Consider the following 18,538-nt stretch of genomic DNA (forward strand, 5'->3'; position numbering starts at 1 on the left):
ACCGGGCTGACCGGAGTGCGTCGCCGGCGGGACCGACGGTGACGACGGTCCCGTCGGTGCCTGTACCGGAAGGCCCGACCAACGACCCGGCTGCTGCGGGGGCTGTCCGGTCTGACCGGCATGCCCGGTCCGCTGTGGTGGGGTGTTCCACTGTGGTGCCTGAGGCCGGTACCGGTCCTGCCACTGGTCCTCCGGCCCGTCGGGCCGTCGATGGTCCGCCATATTCTCCTTCTCCCTGTGACACCCGCACATTTCCGGCGAATGCCTGTCGACGTCATTCCAAGGCACACCTTACTTACTGTTTCTTCTGTTATCACCGGCACCTTCTGTGTCCCCTCTCCGTCTCCTACCATCTCTCGCCCGTCTGCCGCCTCCGGGAACCGGACCCGGACGCAACCGCGGCCCGGCGCAGATCCGGAGTTGGCCCGACGCGTGGCAGACTGGTCGGGACAGCCCGGCAACCGGGACCACTGCATCTGGCTCACCAGATCAACCCCAGAGAAAGGCAGCTCTGACGTGGGACGACACCATGCAGCCCCGGAACCTGACCGACCGGAGTCCCCGGCTGCGGCGCCGAGCCCGGCGGAGCCGGGGGTTCACCCGCACGGTCCTGACCGTGACCGCACCTCCCCCCGTTCCCCCGAGTCTGACCCCGAGTCTGACCCCGGACCCGTCCACCGGAGCGGGCACGTGCACAGCCACTCCCACGACACCGGACCGTGGATCTCGGACCCGCGCAAGATCGTCTGGACCGCGCCACGGGTGATCCTGGCGTCCTTCCTCTTCCTCGGCGCCGTGGCCACCGTCATCGCCGTGACGCTCCAGTGGCCCCACGGAAAAGCAGTCACCAGCGACAACTTCCACCAGACATCCAACCTCGCCCAGCAGGTCGCCGAAGGCACGGTCGCCCTGGAAACCTCCGGCTCCTGCTCCTCGGCGCAGATCGGCCGGACGTTCACCTCCGCGCCCGCCACCGAACAGGTGCCCGCCGGCACCCGGGCCTGCGACCAACTGATCGTGGACATCACCGACGGACCCGACGAAGGAACCCGCACACTGCTGGCCTCACCTAACGCAGACGGTGACGCCGACGTCAACATCGGCGACAAGGTCCTGCTGTCCACCACCACCAACCAGGACGGGACCCGCTCCTACGCCTTCCAGGACTTCCAGCGGGGAACCCCCCTGTGGATCTGGCTGGCGGTCACCCTGCTGGCCATCTGCGTGGTCGGCGCATGGCGGGGAGTGAGGGCGATCGTGGGACTGGCGATCACCCTCGGCGTCATCGCGGTGTTCCTGCTGCCCGCGCTCGCCCGCGGCGGCAACCCCGTCACACTGGCAATCACTGCCTGCGCGGCGGTGCTGTACCTGGTGCTCTTCCTCGTGCACGGGATGAACTGGAAGACGGCGTCCTCCCTGGGAGGCACTCTCGTGGCGATGATGCTGGGCACCGGACTCGCCGCCCTGGCCATCGACACCTCGGAGCTGAGGGGCCTCGCCGACGAGAACAACTTCCAGATCCTGCTGTACCTCCCCGGGGTGCAGGTCACCGGACTGCTGCTCGCCGGATTCATCATCGGCACCCTCGGCGTGCTCAACGACGTGACAGTCGCCCAGGCCTCCACGATCAGTGAACTCCAGGCGGCGGACCCGGACGCCTCCCGCTGGAAACTGTTCACCACCGCAATGCGGGTGGGACGCGACCACCTGGCGTCGACGGTGTACACCCTGGTGCTCTCCTACGCCGGCGCCGCCCTTCCCCTGCTGGTCCTGCTCAGCGTCTCCGGCCGCTCACTGAACCACATCCTCACCTCCGACATCATGGCCACGGAGATCCTGCGCTCGGCGACCGGGTCCCTGGCTCTAGTCGCCGCGGTGCCGTTGACCACCGCGATCGCTGCCGTCACCACGACCGCGAAGGCCAAGGTCAGGGCCGGGACAGCCGGGTGACCGGGCCGTGGCCCTGAGGGCCGAACAGGTGCAGCAGTTCCACAGTGGTCTGCCCCACCGGTCCGAACCAGTGCGGGGTCAGCGGGTCGAACCGGGCCGTCTCCCCCGGCTGCAGAACAAGCTCCTCCACGATTTCCCCACCTTCCCTGCCTTCCCTGCCTTCCCTGCCTGTCTCAGGATCACCGAAAAGCAGGCGCAGCGAACCTGCCAGGACGTAGAGCCAGGCATACCCGGGGTGGCTGACCAGGCGCGGTTCGCGGGGACCGAGGACATGCTTGAACACCTGCACCCTGCCCGGGTACCCGGTGAGGGGGACGATCACGCTGCGGTCCGAGGACGGTCCGGTGAAAGCCCGGGGCTTCAGGTTCACCCGTGGGTCACCGGTCTGCGGCGGGTCCACCATCTCGTCGAGGCTCACCCGGTACACACGGGCCAGGGGGATGAGCAGGTCCAGGGTGGGCTGCCGTCGGCCGGTCTCCACCCGGGACAGCACACTGACCGACAGCCCTGACCTCCTGCCCACTTCGGCGAGGGTGAGCCCGCGCCCCCGGCGCAGTGCCCGGAGCCTCGGACCCACCGCGCTGAGGACAGCGGAGAGCTGGGCAGGTCCACCGGGGCTGCGCCCGGTGTTTCCGTCGACACTGTGGCCGGTGGCGGGGTCGGTCATGCTCACAGTGTCCCAGAATTCTCCGGGGGTGTCCCGCAGCGGGCCTGTGGCGGACGGCCCTCCCCTGCGCCCTCTCCTGTCCCCGTCCTGCACCTTCCTGACCTTCTTGCAGTCTCCGCAAGAAACCTGGTTCCCCGGGGCCGGCCGGCCCCATGATGTGGACGCGACATCACCTGTTCCCCAGCCACCCTGCCCCGGAGATCCCGTGCACCCGTCACAGACCACAGCAACCGCGCTCTCCCCCACCCGACGGTGGACGGTCCTGGCGGTCTGCGCCTCCGCGCTGTTCCTCGTCGGGCTGGACACCACCGTCGTCACCGTCGCCCTCCCCGCGGTCGGCGACGGACTTCAGGTCGACCCCGGCCAGCTGGCCTGGGTGGTGGACGCCTACACCGTCCCCTTCGCCGGACTGCTGATCACCTCCGGGGCCCTGGCCGACCGGTTCGGACGCCGACGGGTGTTCTGCACCGGACTGGTCATCTTCGCCGCGGCGTCCCTGGCCTGTGCCCTGGCACCGACGGCCGGGATGCTCGTCACGGCGCGCGCGGTCCAGGGGGTCGGCGCCTCGATGCTCTCCCCGGTCGCCCTCGCGATCGTGGTCAACGTGATCACCGAACCGCGGGAGCGTGCCCTGGCGGTCGGGGTGTGGGGGTCGGTGTTCGGGCTGAGTACTGCCGTGGGCCCGGTGGCCGGAGGTCTGCTCACCGATACGGTCGGGTGGCAGGGGGTGTTCTGGATCAACATTCCCCTGGTGGCCGCGGCACTGGCGCTGGTGGCACGGTTCGTTCCGGAGTCACGGGCCGGACAACCGCGGCGTCCTGACATTCCCGGACAGCTGCTGCTGACACTGCTGCTGGTGTGCGGGGTGGGACTGCTCATCGAAGGACCCCGTCTCGGATGGTCTTCCCCGGTCACCGTGACAGCTGTCCTGGTCCTGGTGGTGACGGTGCCGGTGTTCGTCCTCACCTCGTCCAGGCGTGCCGAACCGCTGCTGGACCCGGGACTCTTCCGGTTCCTGCCGTTCACCGGGGCGGTCGTCTCGGCGGTCGTGGTGTTCACCGCGTTCAGCGTGATGCTGGTCCTGACGACTGTCCTGCTGCAGGACGCCTACGGCTGGTCCGCCACCGCCGCCGGAACCGCTGCCCTGCCGGCCGCGCTCGGTGCCTTCGTCGGTGCCCCGGTGTCCGGACTCCTGGTCGGGAGGACAGGGGCGGGGACGCCACTGCTGGTCTCCGGTGCCTGTCTGGCTGCGGGCGGACTGCTGCTCAGCGTCGCGGCCGGCGACGGCGGTGTCGACCGTGTCCTGCTGTCCGCCGGCTGTCTCCTCACCGGTACCGGGGTGGGCCTGTCCAGTTCTCCGCTCACCACCACGGCGGTGAACAGTCTTCCCGCGGACCGGGCGGGCGTGGCAGGGGGTGTGACCTCGACGGCGAGGCAGGTCGGTACCGCTGTCGGGGCGGCGGTCGCAGGAGCGCTGGCCGCCGGCGGCCCCGGGGCGTGGACCGGCACTCTCGTCACCGCGGCCTGCGGGGTCGTCGTCATCGTGGTGACCCTGATCTGTTGCCGGTCCGGCAACTCGCATTGCGGTCCGCGGTGAGGGTGGTGCAGTCTGGCGACCATGCATCAGCACACCACCATCGCGACCGCCTACGACGTGATCATCGTCGGTGGCGGAGCAGCCGGCCTCAGCGCCGCCCTCACCCTCGGACGCGCACGTCGCCGCGTCCTCGTCATCGACTCCGCAGCCCCCCGCAACCGCTTCGCCGGCCACATGCACGGCGTACTCGGCCACGACGGGCTTCCCCCGCTCGACCTGCTGGAAGCCGGCCACCGGGAACTGGAACGCTACGACGTCACCGTTACCACCGGAACCGTCGCACAGGTCGGCGACATCGTCCGGGGACTGAAGGTCACCTGTGCCGACGGGACCGTGGAGTACACGCGTGCGCTGCTCCTCGCCGGTGGAGTCGACGACGAACTCCCGGATGTCCCCGGACTCGCCGAGCACTGGGGAGACACCGTGTTCCAGTGTCCCTACTGCCACGGATGGGAGGTCCGGGACCGGCACATCGGAGTTCTCGCGACCTCCGGGAGCATCGCCCACTACGGGATGCTGCTGAGACAGTGGACCGACCGTCTCACCGTCCTGCCGGTGGGCGAGGCCGGCACCGCGGCGCTCAGGGACATGGACGAGGACACCCGCGCACGGTTCGACGCCCGCGGCATACGGTTGACCGGGTCCCCGGTGACCGAGGTCCTGTCCTCCGGCGGAACCCTCACCGGGGTGCGGACCGCCGACGGCAGCGTCCACGAACTCGACGCCCTGGCTGTCGTCCCTGTTCCCCGGCCGCGCGACTCCTGCGTCGCCGGCCTCGGCCTGGACCGGACGCAGGTCCCGGGATCGGGCAGCTTCCTCACCGTCGACCCGGCCGGCAGGACCGGGCACCCGCGGATCTGGGCGGCGGGCAATGTCGTCCAGCCCTGGCTGAATGTCCCGATGTCCGGCGGACTGGCCACGATGACGGCGTCCGCCCTGAACCTCGCGCTCATCGAGGAGGACACGGACGCCGCCGTGCGCGCCACCGAACCACACCGCGGACGTCCGGAGATCGCCGACGACGGCTACTGGGAGAGCAGTTACGCCGGTGCCCGGCCCCGCTGGAGCGGACGCCCGAACTCCGCCCTCGTCGACTACCTGACCAGGTACCTCGGCGAGGACGCCACGGCCGGAGCTGCCCACGCGGCCGACATCGGATGTGGTGAAGGCGCCGACGCGGTCTGGCTCGCCGCCCACGGCTGGACAACCACCGGAGTCGAAGTCTCCGGAACCGCACTGGGACGCGCGCGTGCCCTCGCCGAGAAGGCCGGAGCAGGCGACCGGGTGGAGTTCACCGCAGACGGCCTGGTGGGGTACAGCGACGCCGTCAACAGCGGGACCAGCCCACGACCGGATCTCGTGACCGTCAGCTACCTGCACTCACCGTCACAGGCCGACCGGGCTTCCCTGCTGCACACCGCCGGTGACCTCCTCGCCCCCGGCGGCCATCTCTTCGTCCTCTCCCACATCCTCCCCGGGGACGACTCCGGCGCACCTGCCGACGCCGGCGGACACGGCTCCACCGGCCCGGACCGTGCTGCCGCGGTATCCACGGTTCCCGGACTCGACCCGGAGGACTGGACGGTGGTCGCCGGCGGCGCCCCGGAACGCGACGAGATCCTGCCGGACGGTTCGGTCGCCCGGTCACGTGACCGTGCGCTGCTGCTCCGTCGACGCTGACACCACAGAAGCCGCAGAATCCGCAGTCACCGCAGCCGGGCGGTCGGATACGCCGGGGTTCAGGGGATCATGTCCAGGATCGCTTCGGTGAGGACGCGCCGCTGCGCCTGCGTCAACGTCCTGTGCACGTGGTCGTGGACCCACAGTCCGTCGGCAGCGACCTGCACCAGGTAGGACGCCCGCGCGAGCCCGGCGGCCTCCCCGTCACCGGTCATCGCCGTCGCCGAGGGCATCCACCGCCCGTCGACCTCGTCCCAGACTTCCGCGAACGCCGGATCGGATCCGGCGTCCAGCTGCACCATCAGCTCGGCACGGGTCGCCGAGTGGCTCATGGTCTCCACGACCGCACGCAGGCGGGTCGCGGCGTCCACCTCGTCCGCGGTTCCGCCCGCGGCGTCCTCCAGTTCGCGTTCCCACCTGGCCGCGAGATGCCGGTGGATCCCCAGGAGCAGGTCACGGCGGGAGGGGAAGTGGTAGACCATGCCGGACTTCGACATTCCGGCTGCTTCCGCGAGGGACTCGTAGGTCACGGCGTCCACCCCCGCCTCACCGATGATCTTCACCGCTGCGTCCAGGATGAGGTCCCTCTTACTTGAGCGCAACGGTCCCCCTGGGGTTGCCGCGGAAGCACCTGGCGGTGACCACGGCGCCGACCAGGGCCACGACACAGGCGATGAAGATGACGTACTGGTAGGCCGAGTCATAGGCGGCGACCGCCTGGGCACCGAAGACCGGGTGGTTGACGCCGTGGTCCACGTCATGGGCCACAGCCTCGGGTGCCTTCAGCGCGTAGAACATGGGCATCAGACTACCCAGGACCGCCACGGACAGCAGGGTTCCGAACTCGTAGGAGACCTCCTCGACGGAGGCCGCCATGCCTGCCCGGGACTCCGGTGCCGAACCTATGATCGCCGTGGACGAGACAGACATGACCATCCCGGCGCCGAGGCCGAGGGCCACGAGACAGAGCACGAACACCGCCAACGGTGCATGGGCGAACGCCCACAGTCCCACCAGCAGACCCGCCGCCATGAGGAGGAAACCTCCGCTGATCAGGGTGCGGAACCCAAGTCGGTGCAGGAACGCCCCGCCGAGCACGGACGCCGGGACAGCCGGAACCGCGGCACTGGCCACCAGCATGCCGGCCTCGAGCGGGCTGAACCCGCCGGCGGTCTGGTAGCGCTGGGTGGTCATCATCTCGGTGCCGGACATGATGAACATGGTCAGCACCGCGGCGAGAGTACCGCCGGTGAACATGGCGTTGCGGAAGATTCCGAACTCCAGCAGAGGTTCGCGCCCCACCGACCGCAGGTAGCCCTGCCTGCGGGAGAACGCCACCGCCCCGACGGTGCCGACGGCCAGGGCCGAGACGAGGAGGACCGCGGTGCGGTCAGGGTTGGCCAGCTCCTTGACGGTCATGATGCCGCCGACCATCGCGACCATCGCCAGGACCGAGGACGCCAGGTCCCACTGCCGCGTGGGATCCGGCAGGTTCGCCGGAGCGAACAGGACCGTGCCGATGAGGACGGTGACGGCCACCGGGATGTTGATGAGGAACACCGAGTGCCATGAGTAGTGTTCCAGCAGCAGACCGCCGAGCACCGGCCCGGAGGCTGAACCGACGACCGCGACCGAGACCCAGACACCGATGGCGGTGTTGCGTTCCCGCTCGTCGGTGAAGATCTGGCGGATGAGCGCCAGGGTGGCGGGCATCATTGTCGCCGCTCCGACACCCAGGACGGCCCGGGCGGCGATGAGGGCGGTGGCGGTCGGAGACAGTGCCGCCAGCAGTGAACCGAGGCCGAACACGGTGACGCCGACGGTGAACATCAACCGGTGGCCGATGCGGTCACCGAGGGTTCCGACGCCGAGCAGCAGTCCGCAGAGCACCAGCGGGTAGGCGTTGATGATCCACAGCCCCTGCAGGTCGGTGGTGTGCAGCTGGTCCCTGAGTGCGGGCAGCGCCGTGTAGAGGATCGAGTTGTCCGCGCCGACGAGGAAGAGACCCAGGCTGAGCAGGATGAGGAAGCCCCACCGTCGCGCAGGCGACACCGGCGCGCGGTCGGGCCCTCTTCCCGGCGTTGTCTGTGCGGTGATTCCCGTTGTCATTTCAGCTCCCGTGTTTCTCCTGTGTTGCATGTCTGTTTCCTCCCGGAATCGCACCACCCCCTCCGGTTATCCGTAACTGTAACGCACGTTCGGTGCAGTTATCAAGGTCAGCATGTGTTCGGTGCCGGACATCACACGGTACCCGCCGGCCAGCCCACACCCCCGCCGACTGTTCCGTCACGCCCGGGACCACGGTTAACATGACCGAAACGCGCCTGTCGCCGGGTACGCAGTCCCGTGCCGTAGCGTGTGCCGGGTCACTGACCTGACGACAACCTGACAACACTCCCGGAAAGCGCCTGCCCTTGCCCACCATCGGAATCGTCAACGTGAACACCAGTTCATCAATGACCCGGACCATCGTCGACGCCGCGCGCACCGTCGCCGCACCCGACACGACCGTCATCGGTGTCACCCCCGCAACCGGACCCGAATCCGTGGAGACCCACATTGAAGCGGCCCTGTCCCAGGTGGGCGTGATCACCGCGGTCCACCGGCGCCACACCGCGCCGGTCACCACCGGCACCCCGGCGATCGACGCGTGGATCATCGCCGGATACGGCGATGAAGGCCGCGAGGCCCTCCAGGAACTCGTCGACGTCCCCGTCGTCGACATCACCGAGGCCGCCGCCGTCGCCGCCATGGCTGTCGGAGACCGCTACGCCGTGGTCACCACCCTCGACCGCACCGTACCGATGATCCGCGGACGCCTCCAGCTCGCCGGACTTCACGAACGGTGCGTCAGCGTCAGAGGCACCGGACTCGGCGTCCTCGAACTGGAGGAGGACCCGGAACGGACCGACCGGATCATCCTCGACCTCGCCCGGCAGGCACTCACCGACGGTGCGGAGGCTGTCTGCCTCGGATGCGGCGGAATGGCCGGACGGGCACACGAACTGACCGCCCGGCTCGGCGCACCCGTCGTCGACGGCGTCACCGCCGCCGTCGGCATCGCCGAATCTCTCGTCAGGCAGGGACTCACCACCTCACGGACGGGGACCTACGCCCCCCGCTCCCCGAAGAAGCTGACCGGATTCGAAGAACTGGAGATCCCATGAGCGGCACCACCGGCAAAGACGTCATCCACCCGCAGGGCGCGGACCCCGACCTCATCAACGACGACATCGCCCCACTCAAGGAACAGAAGTGGAAGTCGTACAACGTCTTCGCGTTCTGGATGTCAGACGTCCACTCCGTCGGCGGGTACACCACCGCCGGCAGCCTCTTCGCCCTCGGACTGACCTCCTGGCAGGTACTCCTCGCCCTGCTGATCGGCATCTTCCTCGTCTACATCTTCTGCAACCTCGTCTCACTTCCCTCCCAACGCTCCGGCACCCCCTTCGCCGTGGTCTGCCGTGCCGCCTTCGGTATCCAGGGTGCCAAGATCCCCGCGATGATCCGGGGACTCATAGCCCTGGCCTGGTACGGGATCCAGACCTACCTCGCCTCCCACGCGCTGGTCGTCCTCATGGTCAAGCTGCAGCCGGACTGGGCCGAATGGGCGGACAAGGACGCCCACGGCTTCCTCGGACTCTCAGTGCTGGGTTACGTCGCCTTCGCGATCCTCTGGATCGTCCAGGCACTGGTGTTCTGGCGTGGGATGGACACGATCCGCAGGTTCATCGACTTCTGCGGACCGGCCGTGTACATCGTCATGGGCGTCCTCGCCGTGTACCTGTGCTCCAGGGCCGGCTGGTCCAACATCGACCTCAACCTCTCCGACCACCGGCTCACCGGGTTCGCCGTCTTCTCCACCTTCTGCGCTGCCGTGGCCACGACAGTCAGCTACTTCTCCGGACCCATGCTCAACTTCGGCGACATCTCCCGCTACGGTGAGTCGCAGAAGGCGGTGCGGCTGGGCAACTTCCTCGGACTCCCGGTGAACTTCCTCGTCTTCTCCGTCATGGTGGTGCTCACCGCGTCCGCGACAGTGCCCGTCTACGGCAGACTCATCACCGACCCGGTGGAGACCATCGCCGAACTCGACAACACCTACGCCATCGCCTTCGGAGCCCTGACCCTGCTCATCGCCACCGTCGGCATCAACATCGTCGCGAACTTCATCGCCCCCGCCTTCGACTTCTCCTCCGTGGCACCGAAGAAGATCTCCTGGCGCACCGGCGGGATGATCGCCGCCGTCGGATCGGTGTTCCTCACCCCGTGGAACCTGTACAACTCACCGGACACGATCCACTACACACTCGACACCCTCGCCGCGTTCATCGGACCGGTGTTCGGCGTGCTCATCGCGTACTTCTACGTCATCAACCGGGGCGATCTCGACATCCCCGCCCTGTTCGACTCCTCCCCCTCCGGCGCATACCACTACACGAAGGGCTTCAACGTCAACGCCGTGATCGCCGTCGGGGTGGCCGCCGTCGTCGGCATCGTCATCGTCGTCACCCCGGCGTTCTCCGCAGCGGCGACCTACACCTGGTTCATCGGCGCCGCTCTGTCGGGGATTCTCGTGATCCTGCTGGAGAACATCCGCCCGTCCGTGATCATGCGTGACGCCGCCACCGCGGCCGCAGCCCGTGAAAACACGGTGCGCATCCTCGACTAGCCTGCGACTAAGCTGACCGTGTGAACACCCACCCGACTCTCCCCGGCCCCTGCTCCGGGCACCTCTCCGAACTGACCGGCGAACTCGGCGCCCTCGCCGACGCCCGCCTCACCGGCACCGACAGACTGGTCCGGGGTCGGTGGGCCACACCCGTGACATGGCGTCAGCCGGTGCACACCGTCTACGTGCCCGCACAACTCATGACCGGGGACGCGTCAGACCCCGACATCGCCGGCACCTGGGGGGACGCCGCACTCTCCACCCTGGAGAGCTACGGCTCCGCCGCCTTCCCGGAGACCGCCGCCGCCGCGCTCGCCCGTGAGCTCGGCGTACCCGACGCAGAAGCAGACACGGTCGGAACGCTGACAGTGGCCAAACTTCGGCGCGAACCCGTCGAAGACCTCCGCATCGACTTCGAGGACGGGTACACCCGTCGCGGCGTCCCCCCGGAGCAGTGGGACAGCGACGAGGACGACCGGGCCGCCGAAGCCGCGGGCATTCTCGCCCGGTGGCTCGGCCGGGACGCGACGGCACCGGACCGGACCGGCCCCTCCCCGGCTTTCGCCGGCATCCGGTTCAGGTCCTTCGACCCCGACGTGCGTGACCGCGGTCTGCGCACACTCGTCATCGTCCTCGCCGGCCTCCATGACCGTGGCGTCCTCGCCGACCTGCTGAAGCGCGACCGCCGGGCACTGCGCCTGACCTTCCCGAAGGTGCAGCACCACAGCCAGGTGGAGGCACTCGTCGAGGTCCTCACCCGGATCGAGGAGAAGTTCGGCGTCCCGGAGATCCCCTTCGAAGTCCAGATCGAGACACCACAGGCCGTCACCGGCATCGACGGTGAAGCCGAACCCGCCCGCATTCTCGCGGCCGGAGCCGGCCGGATCCTCGCACTGCACTACGGCACCTACGACTACTCGGCGTCGATGGGTGTGGACGCCGCCCGGCAGTCGATGGAGCACCCCGTCGCCGACCACGCCAAGGATGTGCTCCAGGTCGCCACCGCAGCGGTCGGCGTGGAACTCTCCGACGGTTCCACGAACCGGATCCCCGCAGGCTCCCCGGCGGAGATCCTCGACGGCTGGCGCCTCCACCACAGACTGGTGACCCGCCACCTGCGCCGCGGCATCCGCCAGGGATGGGACCTGCACCCCAACCAGCTCGTGACCCGGCACCTGGCCACCATCGCCTACTTCCGGGCCTCCTGGGAGGAGAGCGCGGCCCGGCTGCGGGCCTACGTCACCGGCGACACGTCCCGCTGGATGGACGAACCCGCCACCGCGAAAGCCATGGCCGGCTACCTGCTGCGGGCACGGGGATGTGGAGCGGTGACCGACGACGAACTCTCCCTGACCGGGGTCACCACCGGCCAGCTCCGCACACTGCAGGTCACCGGCCGACTGTGACCCCCGACGACCTGACCCCCGACGACCTGACCAGAAAGGCATCATGACCACCAGAATCTTCCGCGCCGCACAGGCCGTCTACCTCCCGGAGGAGGCCGGTCCCGACAGCCGTCCCACCCTCGGACCCGCCACCGTCGTCACCGACGGCGCCACCATCGTCTCGGTACTCCCGGGCCTGCAGCCGGACGTACATGCCGGCCATGACGCCGAGATCATCGAGATCCCCGACGACCAGGTCCTCATCCCCGGACTCGTCGACACCCACGTGCACGTCAACGAGCCGGGCCGCACCACCTGGGAAGGGTTCACCTCGGTCACCCGGGCCGCGGCGTCCGGCGGGGTCACCACCCTGCTGGACATGCCGCTGAACTCCGTCCCCTCGACAGTCACCGTGGACGCCCTGGACACCAAACAGGCTGTCGCGAAAGACAAGGTCAAGGTCAACGTAGGTTTCTGGGGCGGGGTCGTGCCGGAGAACATCGGCACCGGTGATCTCCGGGCACTCTGGGACCGCGGAGTCTTCGGTTTCAAGTGTTTCCTGCTGTACTCCGGAGTGGACGAGTTCCAGCCCCTGGACAAGGACCAGCTGCGCGCGGCGATGAGGGAGATCGCCGAGTTCGACGGTCTGCTCATCGTCCATGCCGAGGACGGGGAGATCATCGACGAGGCCACGGAGAAGGTCGGGGCCGCAGGTGGTGTCGACGAGACCTTCGACAGTTTCCTGGCGTCCCGCCCCTCCTCCTCGGAGGCTGCGGCGATCGCCACCGTCATCGCCGCGGCCGAGGAGACCGGCTGCCGGGCGCACATCCTGCACCTGTCTGACTCAGGGTCCATCGACCAGATCGCCGCCGCACAGGAACGCGGCGTCCGCATCTCCGCGGAAACCTGCCCCCACTACCTGTCCCTGTTCAGCGAAGAGATCCAGAACGGCGCGACACAGTACAAGTGCTGCCCGCCTATCCGTACGGCCGGCAACCGTGAACGCCTGTGGAAGGGACTCGTCGACGGTGTCATCGGCACCGTCGTCTCCGACCACTCGCCCTGCACCGCGGAGCTCAAACGGTTCGCCGAGGCAGCCGACGCCGCCGCAGCTGCGGGAGTCTCCGACGACCTCGTGGCCTTCTCCGCCCTAGCCGCGAAAGGCAACGACCTCGGTGCCGGCGGTGCCGACCACCGAGGGTCCGGCGGTTCCTTCGCGACGGCGTGGGGCGGCATCGGCGCGGTGGAGCTCGGGCTGCCCGTCGTGTGGTCCCAGGCGCGGCTCCGGGGGCTCGACATCACCGACGTCGTCCGCTGGATGTGCCAGAATCCCGCCGAATGGGCCGGACTGTCCGACCGCGGGGCCATCCAGGCGGGACGCCGCGCCGACCTGGTGCAGATCAGCGCCGACGACGCATTCGTGGTCCTCCCCGAGAACCTGAACCAGCGCAACAAGGTCACCGCGTACGCCCAACGGGCATCCGGCACTTATACACAACTGACGCCGGCGACGAAGAACAGAGTTGTAAGACCGGGGCGGGTGCGCAAGGGACGCGACGAGCGAAAGGACAANCGCCGCCCCCGGAGAGCCCGGTGACCGTGCGGTGTTCCCCGGAGATCTCCGACCTTTCACGCTCCGCCCCTGACCGTCCGCACCCTGCTCGCCCCTGCTCGCCTCTGCTTTTCATTTCCCTGTACGACCGACCTCTGAGGAACCGACACATGAGTGACATCCCCACCGAACTTCCCGATTTCCTGGGCTGGCCCGACCTGGCCAGCCGTGCCAACGCCGGTGCCGTGGTCTGGGCCACCGACGAATCCTTCGCCGAACGTGAAAACCTCATCCGTTCCAGCGAACCGGTCTTCGACCCGACGGAGTTCGGGAACAAGGGGAAGGTCTACGACGGCTGGGAGACCCGTCGCCGCCGCCACGGTGAGATCGGCGGCCACGACGCCGCCATCGTGCGCCTTGGCGTCCCCGGCCAGATCAGAGGGATCATCGTGGACACCGCCTGGTTCACCGGGAATTTCCCGCCGCAGTTCGCCGTGTCCGGACTGACCTGCGACGAAGTCCTCTCCGGCGAGGAGATCGCCGCACTCCCGGAGGATTCCTGGACCACCCTGGTCCCGGTGACCGACGCCCTCGGAGACCACAGGCACTACTTCGAGATCACCGGGGACGCCGCCGGCCGCCGTTTCACCCACGTCCGTCTCGACATGATCCCGGACGGAGGCATCGCCCGTCTCCGCGTGCACGGGCAACCGGTCCCGGACCCCCGCTTCCTGGGGGGCACCGTCGATCTGGCCGCCCTGGAGAACGGTGGCCGGGTGACCGCGTGCAGCAACATGTTCTACTCACGACCCGACCATGTCATCTCCCTGGGCCGCGCACGCAACATGGGTGAGGGCTGGGAGAACGCCCGACGCCGCGACGACGGCAATGACTCCGTCACCGTGGAACTCGCCGGCGAAGGCAGGGTCCGGTGGATCGAACTGGACACCTCCTACTTCGTCTTCAACGCCCCCGGTGACGTGAAGATCACCGGGATCACCGGTGACGGAGGGGAGGTCGAACTCGTCGCGAAGACCCGTTCCCTGCCAGACCACCGTCACCGTTTCCTCGTCTCCGACCCGGAGGAGGGCTCGACCGGCCCGACCCCGGTCACCGCGGTACGCGTCGACGTCTACCCGGACGGCGGCCTGTCCCGCCTGAGGGTGTGGGGTGAACTGACCGAGGAAGGACGCCGCACCATCCGTTCACGGTGGTGAACTTGCCGACCTGCCCGGCCGCGTAACACATCCGTAACATCGCTGTCGCAGCTGAAACATGCCGGGGTAATAGTGTGGGACACATGACCGTCGTCTATGACCCCACCAGGCCGGAACGTAACCGTCCCACCCCTCTGCCGGACGCCGAGTCGCAGTCCCGGCTCGCCGCCCTCGCGGACCGGGCCCGCGCCGACATGGCCCTGCTCGGCCACAACCATGACTGGGTGCCTGCCCCGGAGGAGGGCGCGTTCAACGTCCTCGTCCTCGGCGCCGGGCAGGCCGGTCTCGGCTCCGCCTTCGCCCTGTCCCGTCACCGCATCGGCGCGGTGAAGATCCTCGAGGCAGGTCCCGCGCACGAGGTCGGCTGCTGGACCAGGTACGCCCGCATGCACACGCTGCGCAGTCCGAAGAACATGAAGGGCATCGAGCTGGACATCCCTTCACTGCACACGGAGCGCTGGTTCGAGGCGAAGTACGGCAGGGCGGCGTGGGAGGCCACCGACCTGGTTCCCAGGGAGGACTGGAACGAGTACCTCACCTGGTACCGTGACGTCACCGGCGCCGACGTGGACTTCAACACCGCGGTGACAGGTGTCACCACGCCGGACGCCGCGGGCTACTTCCACGTCACCGCCGTCCGTGACGGCGAAGAGGTGGAGTACCGGGCACGCCGGATCATCTTCGCCCTCGGGCTGAAAGGCGGCGGCGGGATCTTCCTTCCCCCGCTGGTGAAGAAACTGCCGGAGCATCTGCGCGCCCACACCGAGGACGACATCGACTTCGACGCGCTGGCGGGCAGAAGGGTGATCGTCCTCGGTGGCGGTGCCTCGGGTTTCGACAACGCCTCCACCGCCCTGGAACACGGTGCGGCGAGCGTGGAGATGCACGTGCGACGCAGTGACATCCCCCGGCAGAACTCCCTGCGCTGGATGGAGTTCCCCGGGATGCAGGAGCACTTCTTCGACCTCACAGACGACCAGAAGTGGGAGTTCTCCCTGTTCAACGGTGGTCTTCCCCAGCCTCCCACCCAGGCTTCGGTGTGGAGGGCATTCTGCCACGACAATTTCTCGATGCTCACCGACACCCGGTGGGCCGACGCCGAGGTCCGCTCCACCGGCGACGGTGAGGAGATCGTGGTCACCGACGACAGGGGCGTGGAGCACACCGGCGATTTCGTCATCTCGGCCACGGGCTATGCGGTGGATCTGTCACTGCGGCCCGAGCTTGCGGAGTTCCTCCCCGACATCGCACTGTGGTCTGACGTCTACGGGCCTGCGGAGGGCCACGGCATGGGACTGTGCCCGTATCTCGGTGACGGGTTCCAGTTCCGGCCGAAGGACTCGGCCTCCGACGCGGCGAAGGAGTACATTCCGCGCCTGGTGCACCTGTCCACCGGGGCCAGGGCATCCCACGGTGTCGCAGGTAACCAGCTTTCGGGGATCTATGCGGGTCTGACCAGGGTTGCCCGGAGGATCGCCACGGACATCACGAAGGAGAACTGGCCCACGTTCTTCCGTGAGTTCAAGGCTTTCGAGCACGTCGAGATCGAAGAGGTCGGCCCACACAGTGAGGGTGAGCCCTGGTACCCGGACAGCCCGCGGTACTGATCCGGTACTACCCCTCGGCACCGACGCGGGCCTCCGCCTCGGCCGGGGCATCGTCCTCGTCACCGGTGAGGAAGGCGTAGCTGATTCCGGCGATCGCGGCACCGAGCAGCGGCGCGAGGATGAACACCCACACCTGGCCGAGGGCGTCACCGCCTGCGTAGAAGGCCACACCGAGGGAGCGGGCGGGGTTCACCGAGGTGTTGGAGACCGGGATCGAGATGAGGTGGATCAGGGTGAGGGTCAGTCCGATGGCAAGGGGTGCGAAACCGGCGGGAGCCTTCTTCGAGGTGACACCGAGGATGACCCAGAGGAACACGGCGGTGAGCACGACCTCGGTGACGATCACCGCGGCGAGCGAGTAACCGTCCGGGGAGTGCTCCCCGTAGCCGTTGGTGGCGAACCCTGATTCTGAGGCGCTGAACCCGTCCTTGCCCGAGGCGATGACGTAGAGGACGCCGCCCGCGACGGCTCCGCCGACGACCTGGGCGATCCAGTAGGGGACGACGGCGGCCCACTCGACGCGCCTGGCGACCGCGCAGCCGAGGGTGACGGCGGGGTTGAAGTGTCCGCCGGAGATGTGGCCGACGGCGTAGGCGCCGGTGACGACGGTGAGTCCGAAAGCCAGGGCGACGCCGACGAAGCCGATGCCCATGTTGATCGTGCCGTCGCTGACGACTTTCGCAGCGAGGACGGCGGAGCCGCAGCCGCCGAAGACGAGCCAGAAAGTGCCGAAGAACTCGGCCCAGAGCCGTTTGCTCATCGGGATGGAAGTCATGGGGTCCTCCTGTAAGGGGCGTACGGATTGGTGCTGACGTTACTACTGTGACAGTTGGGACGGGTGACCTACCGAATATATCCCTGGGCACTGCCGAAAAGCAGCCCCCGCCGGATGAACTCTGCTGAATTCTGCTGAATTCTGCGGCAACAACGCCGTCATCTTCCGGGCACAACCCTGAAATGCCCGCTCCGTAGCGTAGACGTTGTCAGGGCACCGGCACAGCCGGACCCCGGACACGCAACTACGAGACCACAAGCGGCTCAGCCGGGTCTGCATCGCACGGCGTCGGGAGACGGAGCGTACGACCGTAGGGGAAACCGCGTGACGTGAAAGGACCGTCCATGGTTCACTCCACCACGCCCACCAGCACCGACACCGTCCCACCCGAACTCGAACTCGAGTCACGCATGGGCGGCGTCGGAACAGAGACCACCGACCGGGCAGTGCCGGTCATCGACGTCAGAAACTGGGAACTCACCGACGAGGAGTGGGACGCCAAGGCAGAGGAATTCTGGGACGCAGCGACCACCATCGGCTTCTTCCAGCTGACCGGTTTCGGAATCACCAGGCAGGAGATCGAGGCGCAGTTCGCCGAGGCGGAACGGTTCTTCGCACTCCCCGGAGACACCCTGGCCACCGTCGCCAAACCGAAAGGCAGGAACGTCGGCTTCGAGCACAGGTCCCAGATCCGCCCCTCGACCGGCACCCCGGACGAGAAGGAGAGTTACCAGATCACCCGCCCGCTGATGGAGGGCATGTGGATCGACGAGGACGCCAACCCCTCCGTCGCCGGGTTCAGGGAGGCCTCCCTCGCCTTCGAGGCGAAGTGCCACGAGGTCGCGATGCGCGTCCTGGAGTTCTTCGCCGTGAAGCTGGGCTTCCCGAAGGACTACTTCCGTAAGGTCCACGACCCGGAGTCAGACCTGCACCAGTGCACTCTCCGGATGATCCACTACATGGCCATGGACGCCAGGCACAATGTCGCCGACGAGCACGGCAACCCGATCTGGCGTGCAGGGGCGCACACGGACTTCAACCTCCTGACCCTGCTGTTCCAGACCGACGGGCAGTCCGGCCTCCAGGTCATGCCGGGTGCGGAGGCCGGAGGAGACGTCCAGGCGTGGACCCCCGTCCCCGCCCGCACCGACGTGCTGACCTGCAATATCGGAGACATGCTCATGCGCTGGTCCGATGACCGGTTGAAGTCGAACTTCCACCGGGTGAAGGCCGCCGACATCGGCGTCGACATCCCCGAGCGCTACTCCATGCCCTACTTCGCCCAGGCCGACCGCGACGCCGTCATAGCCGGCCCCCGGGGCAAGTACCCGCCGATGACCGCCGGTGAGTACCTCGACATGCGCATCCAGGCGAACTTCGGCAGGGCCGAATCCGGTAAGCGGTAGCCGTCGTCGCCCGGGAACGGACATCCCGCA

General features: G+C 68.2%; 14 protein-coding genes. 10 read left to right on the forward strand and 4 right to left on the reverse strand.

Annotated elements, in window-relative coordinates; all coding sequences use genetic code 11:
- Positions 1 to 690 precede the first annotated feature (690 nt).
- Positions 691 to 1,950 (forward strand): YibE/F family protein, encoded by a 1,260-nt coding sequence (locus E0E18_RS07390; RefSeq protein WP_130839986.1) that lies wholly within the window; start codon positions 691 to 693, stop codon positions 1,948 to 1,950.
- On the opposite strand, the gene E0E18_RS07395 is transcribed toward E0E18_RS07390, so the two are convergent.
- Positions 1,928 to 2,617 (reverse strand): XRE family transcriptional regulator, encoded by a 690-nt coding sequence (locus E0E18_RS07395; RefSeq protein ID WP_130839988.1) that lies wholly within the window; start codon positions 2,615 to 2,617, stop codon positions 1,928 to 1,930. The genes E0E18_RS07390 and E0E18_RS07395 overlap by 23 nt on opposite strands.
- Before the next feature lie 205 nt (positions 2,618 to 2,822).
- On the opposite strand from E0E18_RS07395, the gene E0E18_RS07400 reads away from it, so the two are divergent.
- Entirely contained in the window at positions 2,823 to 4,214 is a 1,392-nt protein-coding gene (locus tag E0E18_RS07400) for an MFS transporter (RefSeq protein WP_237559684.1), read from the forward strand.
- A gap of 21 nt (positions 4,215 to 4,235) precedes the next feature.
- A complete protein-coding gene (locus E0E18_RS07405; RefSeq protein ID WP_130839993.1) occupies positions 4,236 to 5,894 on the forward strand; it encodes a bifunctional NAD(P)/FAD-dependent oxidoreductase/class I SAM-dependent methyltransferase in 1,659 nt (552 codons plus the stop codon).
- Positions 5,895 to 5,953: 59 nt separating this feature from the next.
- On the opposite strand, the gene E0E18_RS07410 is transcribed toward E0E18_RS07405, so the two are convergent.
- Both E0E18_RS07410 and E0E18_RS07415 read right to left on the reverse strand, forming a co-directional pair.
- A complete protein-coding gene (locus tag E0E18_RS07410) occupies positions 5,954 to 6,496 on the reverse strand; it encodes a TetR/AcrR family transcriptional regulator (RefSeq protein WP_110480909.1) in 543 nt (180 codons plus the stop codon).
- Complete coding sequence (locus E0E18_RS07415; protein ID WP_130839995.1) at positions 6,483 to 8,003, reverse strand: MFS transporter; 1,521 nt, start codon at positions 8,001 to 8,003, stop codon at positions 6,483 to 6,485. The genes E0E18_RS07410 and E0E18_RS07415 overlap by 14 nt, the downstream gene beginning before the upstream one ends.
- A 305-nt stretch (positions 8,004 to 8,308) precedes the next feature.
- Between E0E18_RS07415 and E0E18_RS07420 the strand changes: the two genes are divergently transcribed.
- The 6 genes from E0E18_RS07420 to E0E18_RS07445 all read left to right on the forward strand — a co-directional run bounded on the left by E0E18_RS07420 (position 8,309) and on the right by E0E18_RS07445 (position 16,327).
- Positions 8,309 to 9,061 carry an aspartate/glutamate racemase family protein gene (locus E0E18_RS07420; protein WP_390620344.1) on the forward strand — a complete coding sequence of 251 codons (753 nt, stop codon included), beginning with the start codon at positions 8,309 to 8,311 and terminating at the stop codon, positions 9,059 to 9,061.
- Positions 9,058 to 10,566 carry an NCS1 family nucleobase:cation symporter-1 gene (locus tag E0E18_RS07425; RefSeq protein ID WP_110480908.1) on the forward strand — a complete coding sequence of 503 codons (1,509 nt, stop codon included), beginning with the start codon at positions 9,058 to 9,060 and terminating at the stop codon, positions 10,564 to 10,566. Before E0E18_RS07420 ends, E0E18_RS07425 begins: the two co-directional genes overlap by 4 nt.
- Before the next feature lie 20 nt (positions 10,567 to 10,586).
- On the forward strand, positions 10,587 to 11,972 hold the full coding sequence (locus E0E18_RS07430) for a DUF6986 family protein (RefSeq protein WP_237559685.1): 1,386 nt from the start codon (positions 10,587 to 10,589) through the stop codon (positions 11,970 to 11,972).
- Between the two features lie 43 nt (positions 11,973 to 12,015).
- A complete protein-coding gene (gene allB, locus E0E18_RS07435) occupies positions 12,016 to 13,548 on the forward strand; it encodes an allantoinase AllB (protein ID WP_237559686.1) in 1,533 nt (510 codons plus the stop codon).
- Positions 13,549 to 13,673: 125 nt separating this feature from the next.
- Complete coding sequence (alc, locus tag E0E18_RS07440) at positions 13,674 to 14,720, forward strand: allantoicase (RefSeq protein WP_066588408.1); 1,047 nt, start codon at positions 13,674 to 13,676, stop codon at positions 14,718 to 14,720.
- A gap of 83 nt (positions 14,721 to 14,803) precedes the next feature.
- Positions 14,804 to 16,327 carry an NAD(P)-binding domain-containing protein gene (locus tag E0E18_RS07445; protein ID WP_130839997.1) on the forward strand — a complete coding sequence of 508 codons (1,524 nt, stop codon included), beginning with the start codon at positions 14,804 to 14,806 and terminating at the stop codon, positions 16,325 to 16,327.
- Positions 16,328 to 16,334: 7 nt separating this feature from the next.
- On the opposite strand, the gene aqpZ is transcribed toward E0E18_RS07445, so the two are convergent.
- Positions 16,335 to 17,102, reverse strand: coding sequence for an aquaporin Z (aqpZ, locus tag E0E18_RS07450; RefSeq protein ID WP_110480904.1), 768 nt, complete (start codon positions 17,100 to 17,102; stop codon positions 16,335 to 16,337).
- Positions 17,103 to 17,446: 344 nt separating this feature from the next.
- On the opposite strand from aqpZ, the gene E0E18_RS07455 reads away from it, so the two are divergent.
- Positions 17,447 to 18,508, forward strand: a complete 1,062-nt coding sequence (locus E0E18_RS07455; protein WP_130839999.1) for an isopenicillin N synthase family dioxygenase — start codon at positions 17,447 to 17,449, stop codon at positions 18,506 to 18,508.
- The last annotated feature ends 30 nt before the right edge of the window (positions 18,509 to 18,538 follow it).

Source organism: Corynebacterium neomassiliense (genome assembly GCF_900626215.1).
GTDB classification, from domain to species: domain Bacteria; phylum Actinomycetota; class Actinomycetes; order Mycobacteriales; family Mycobacteriaceae; genus Corynebacterium; species Corynebacterium neomassiliense.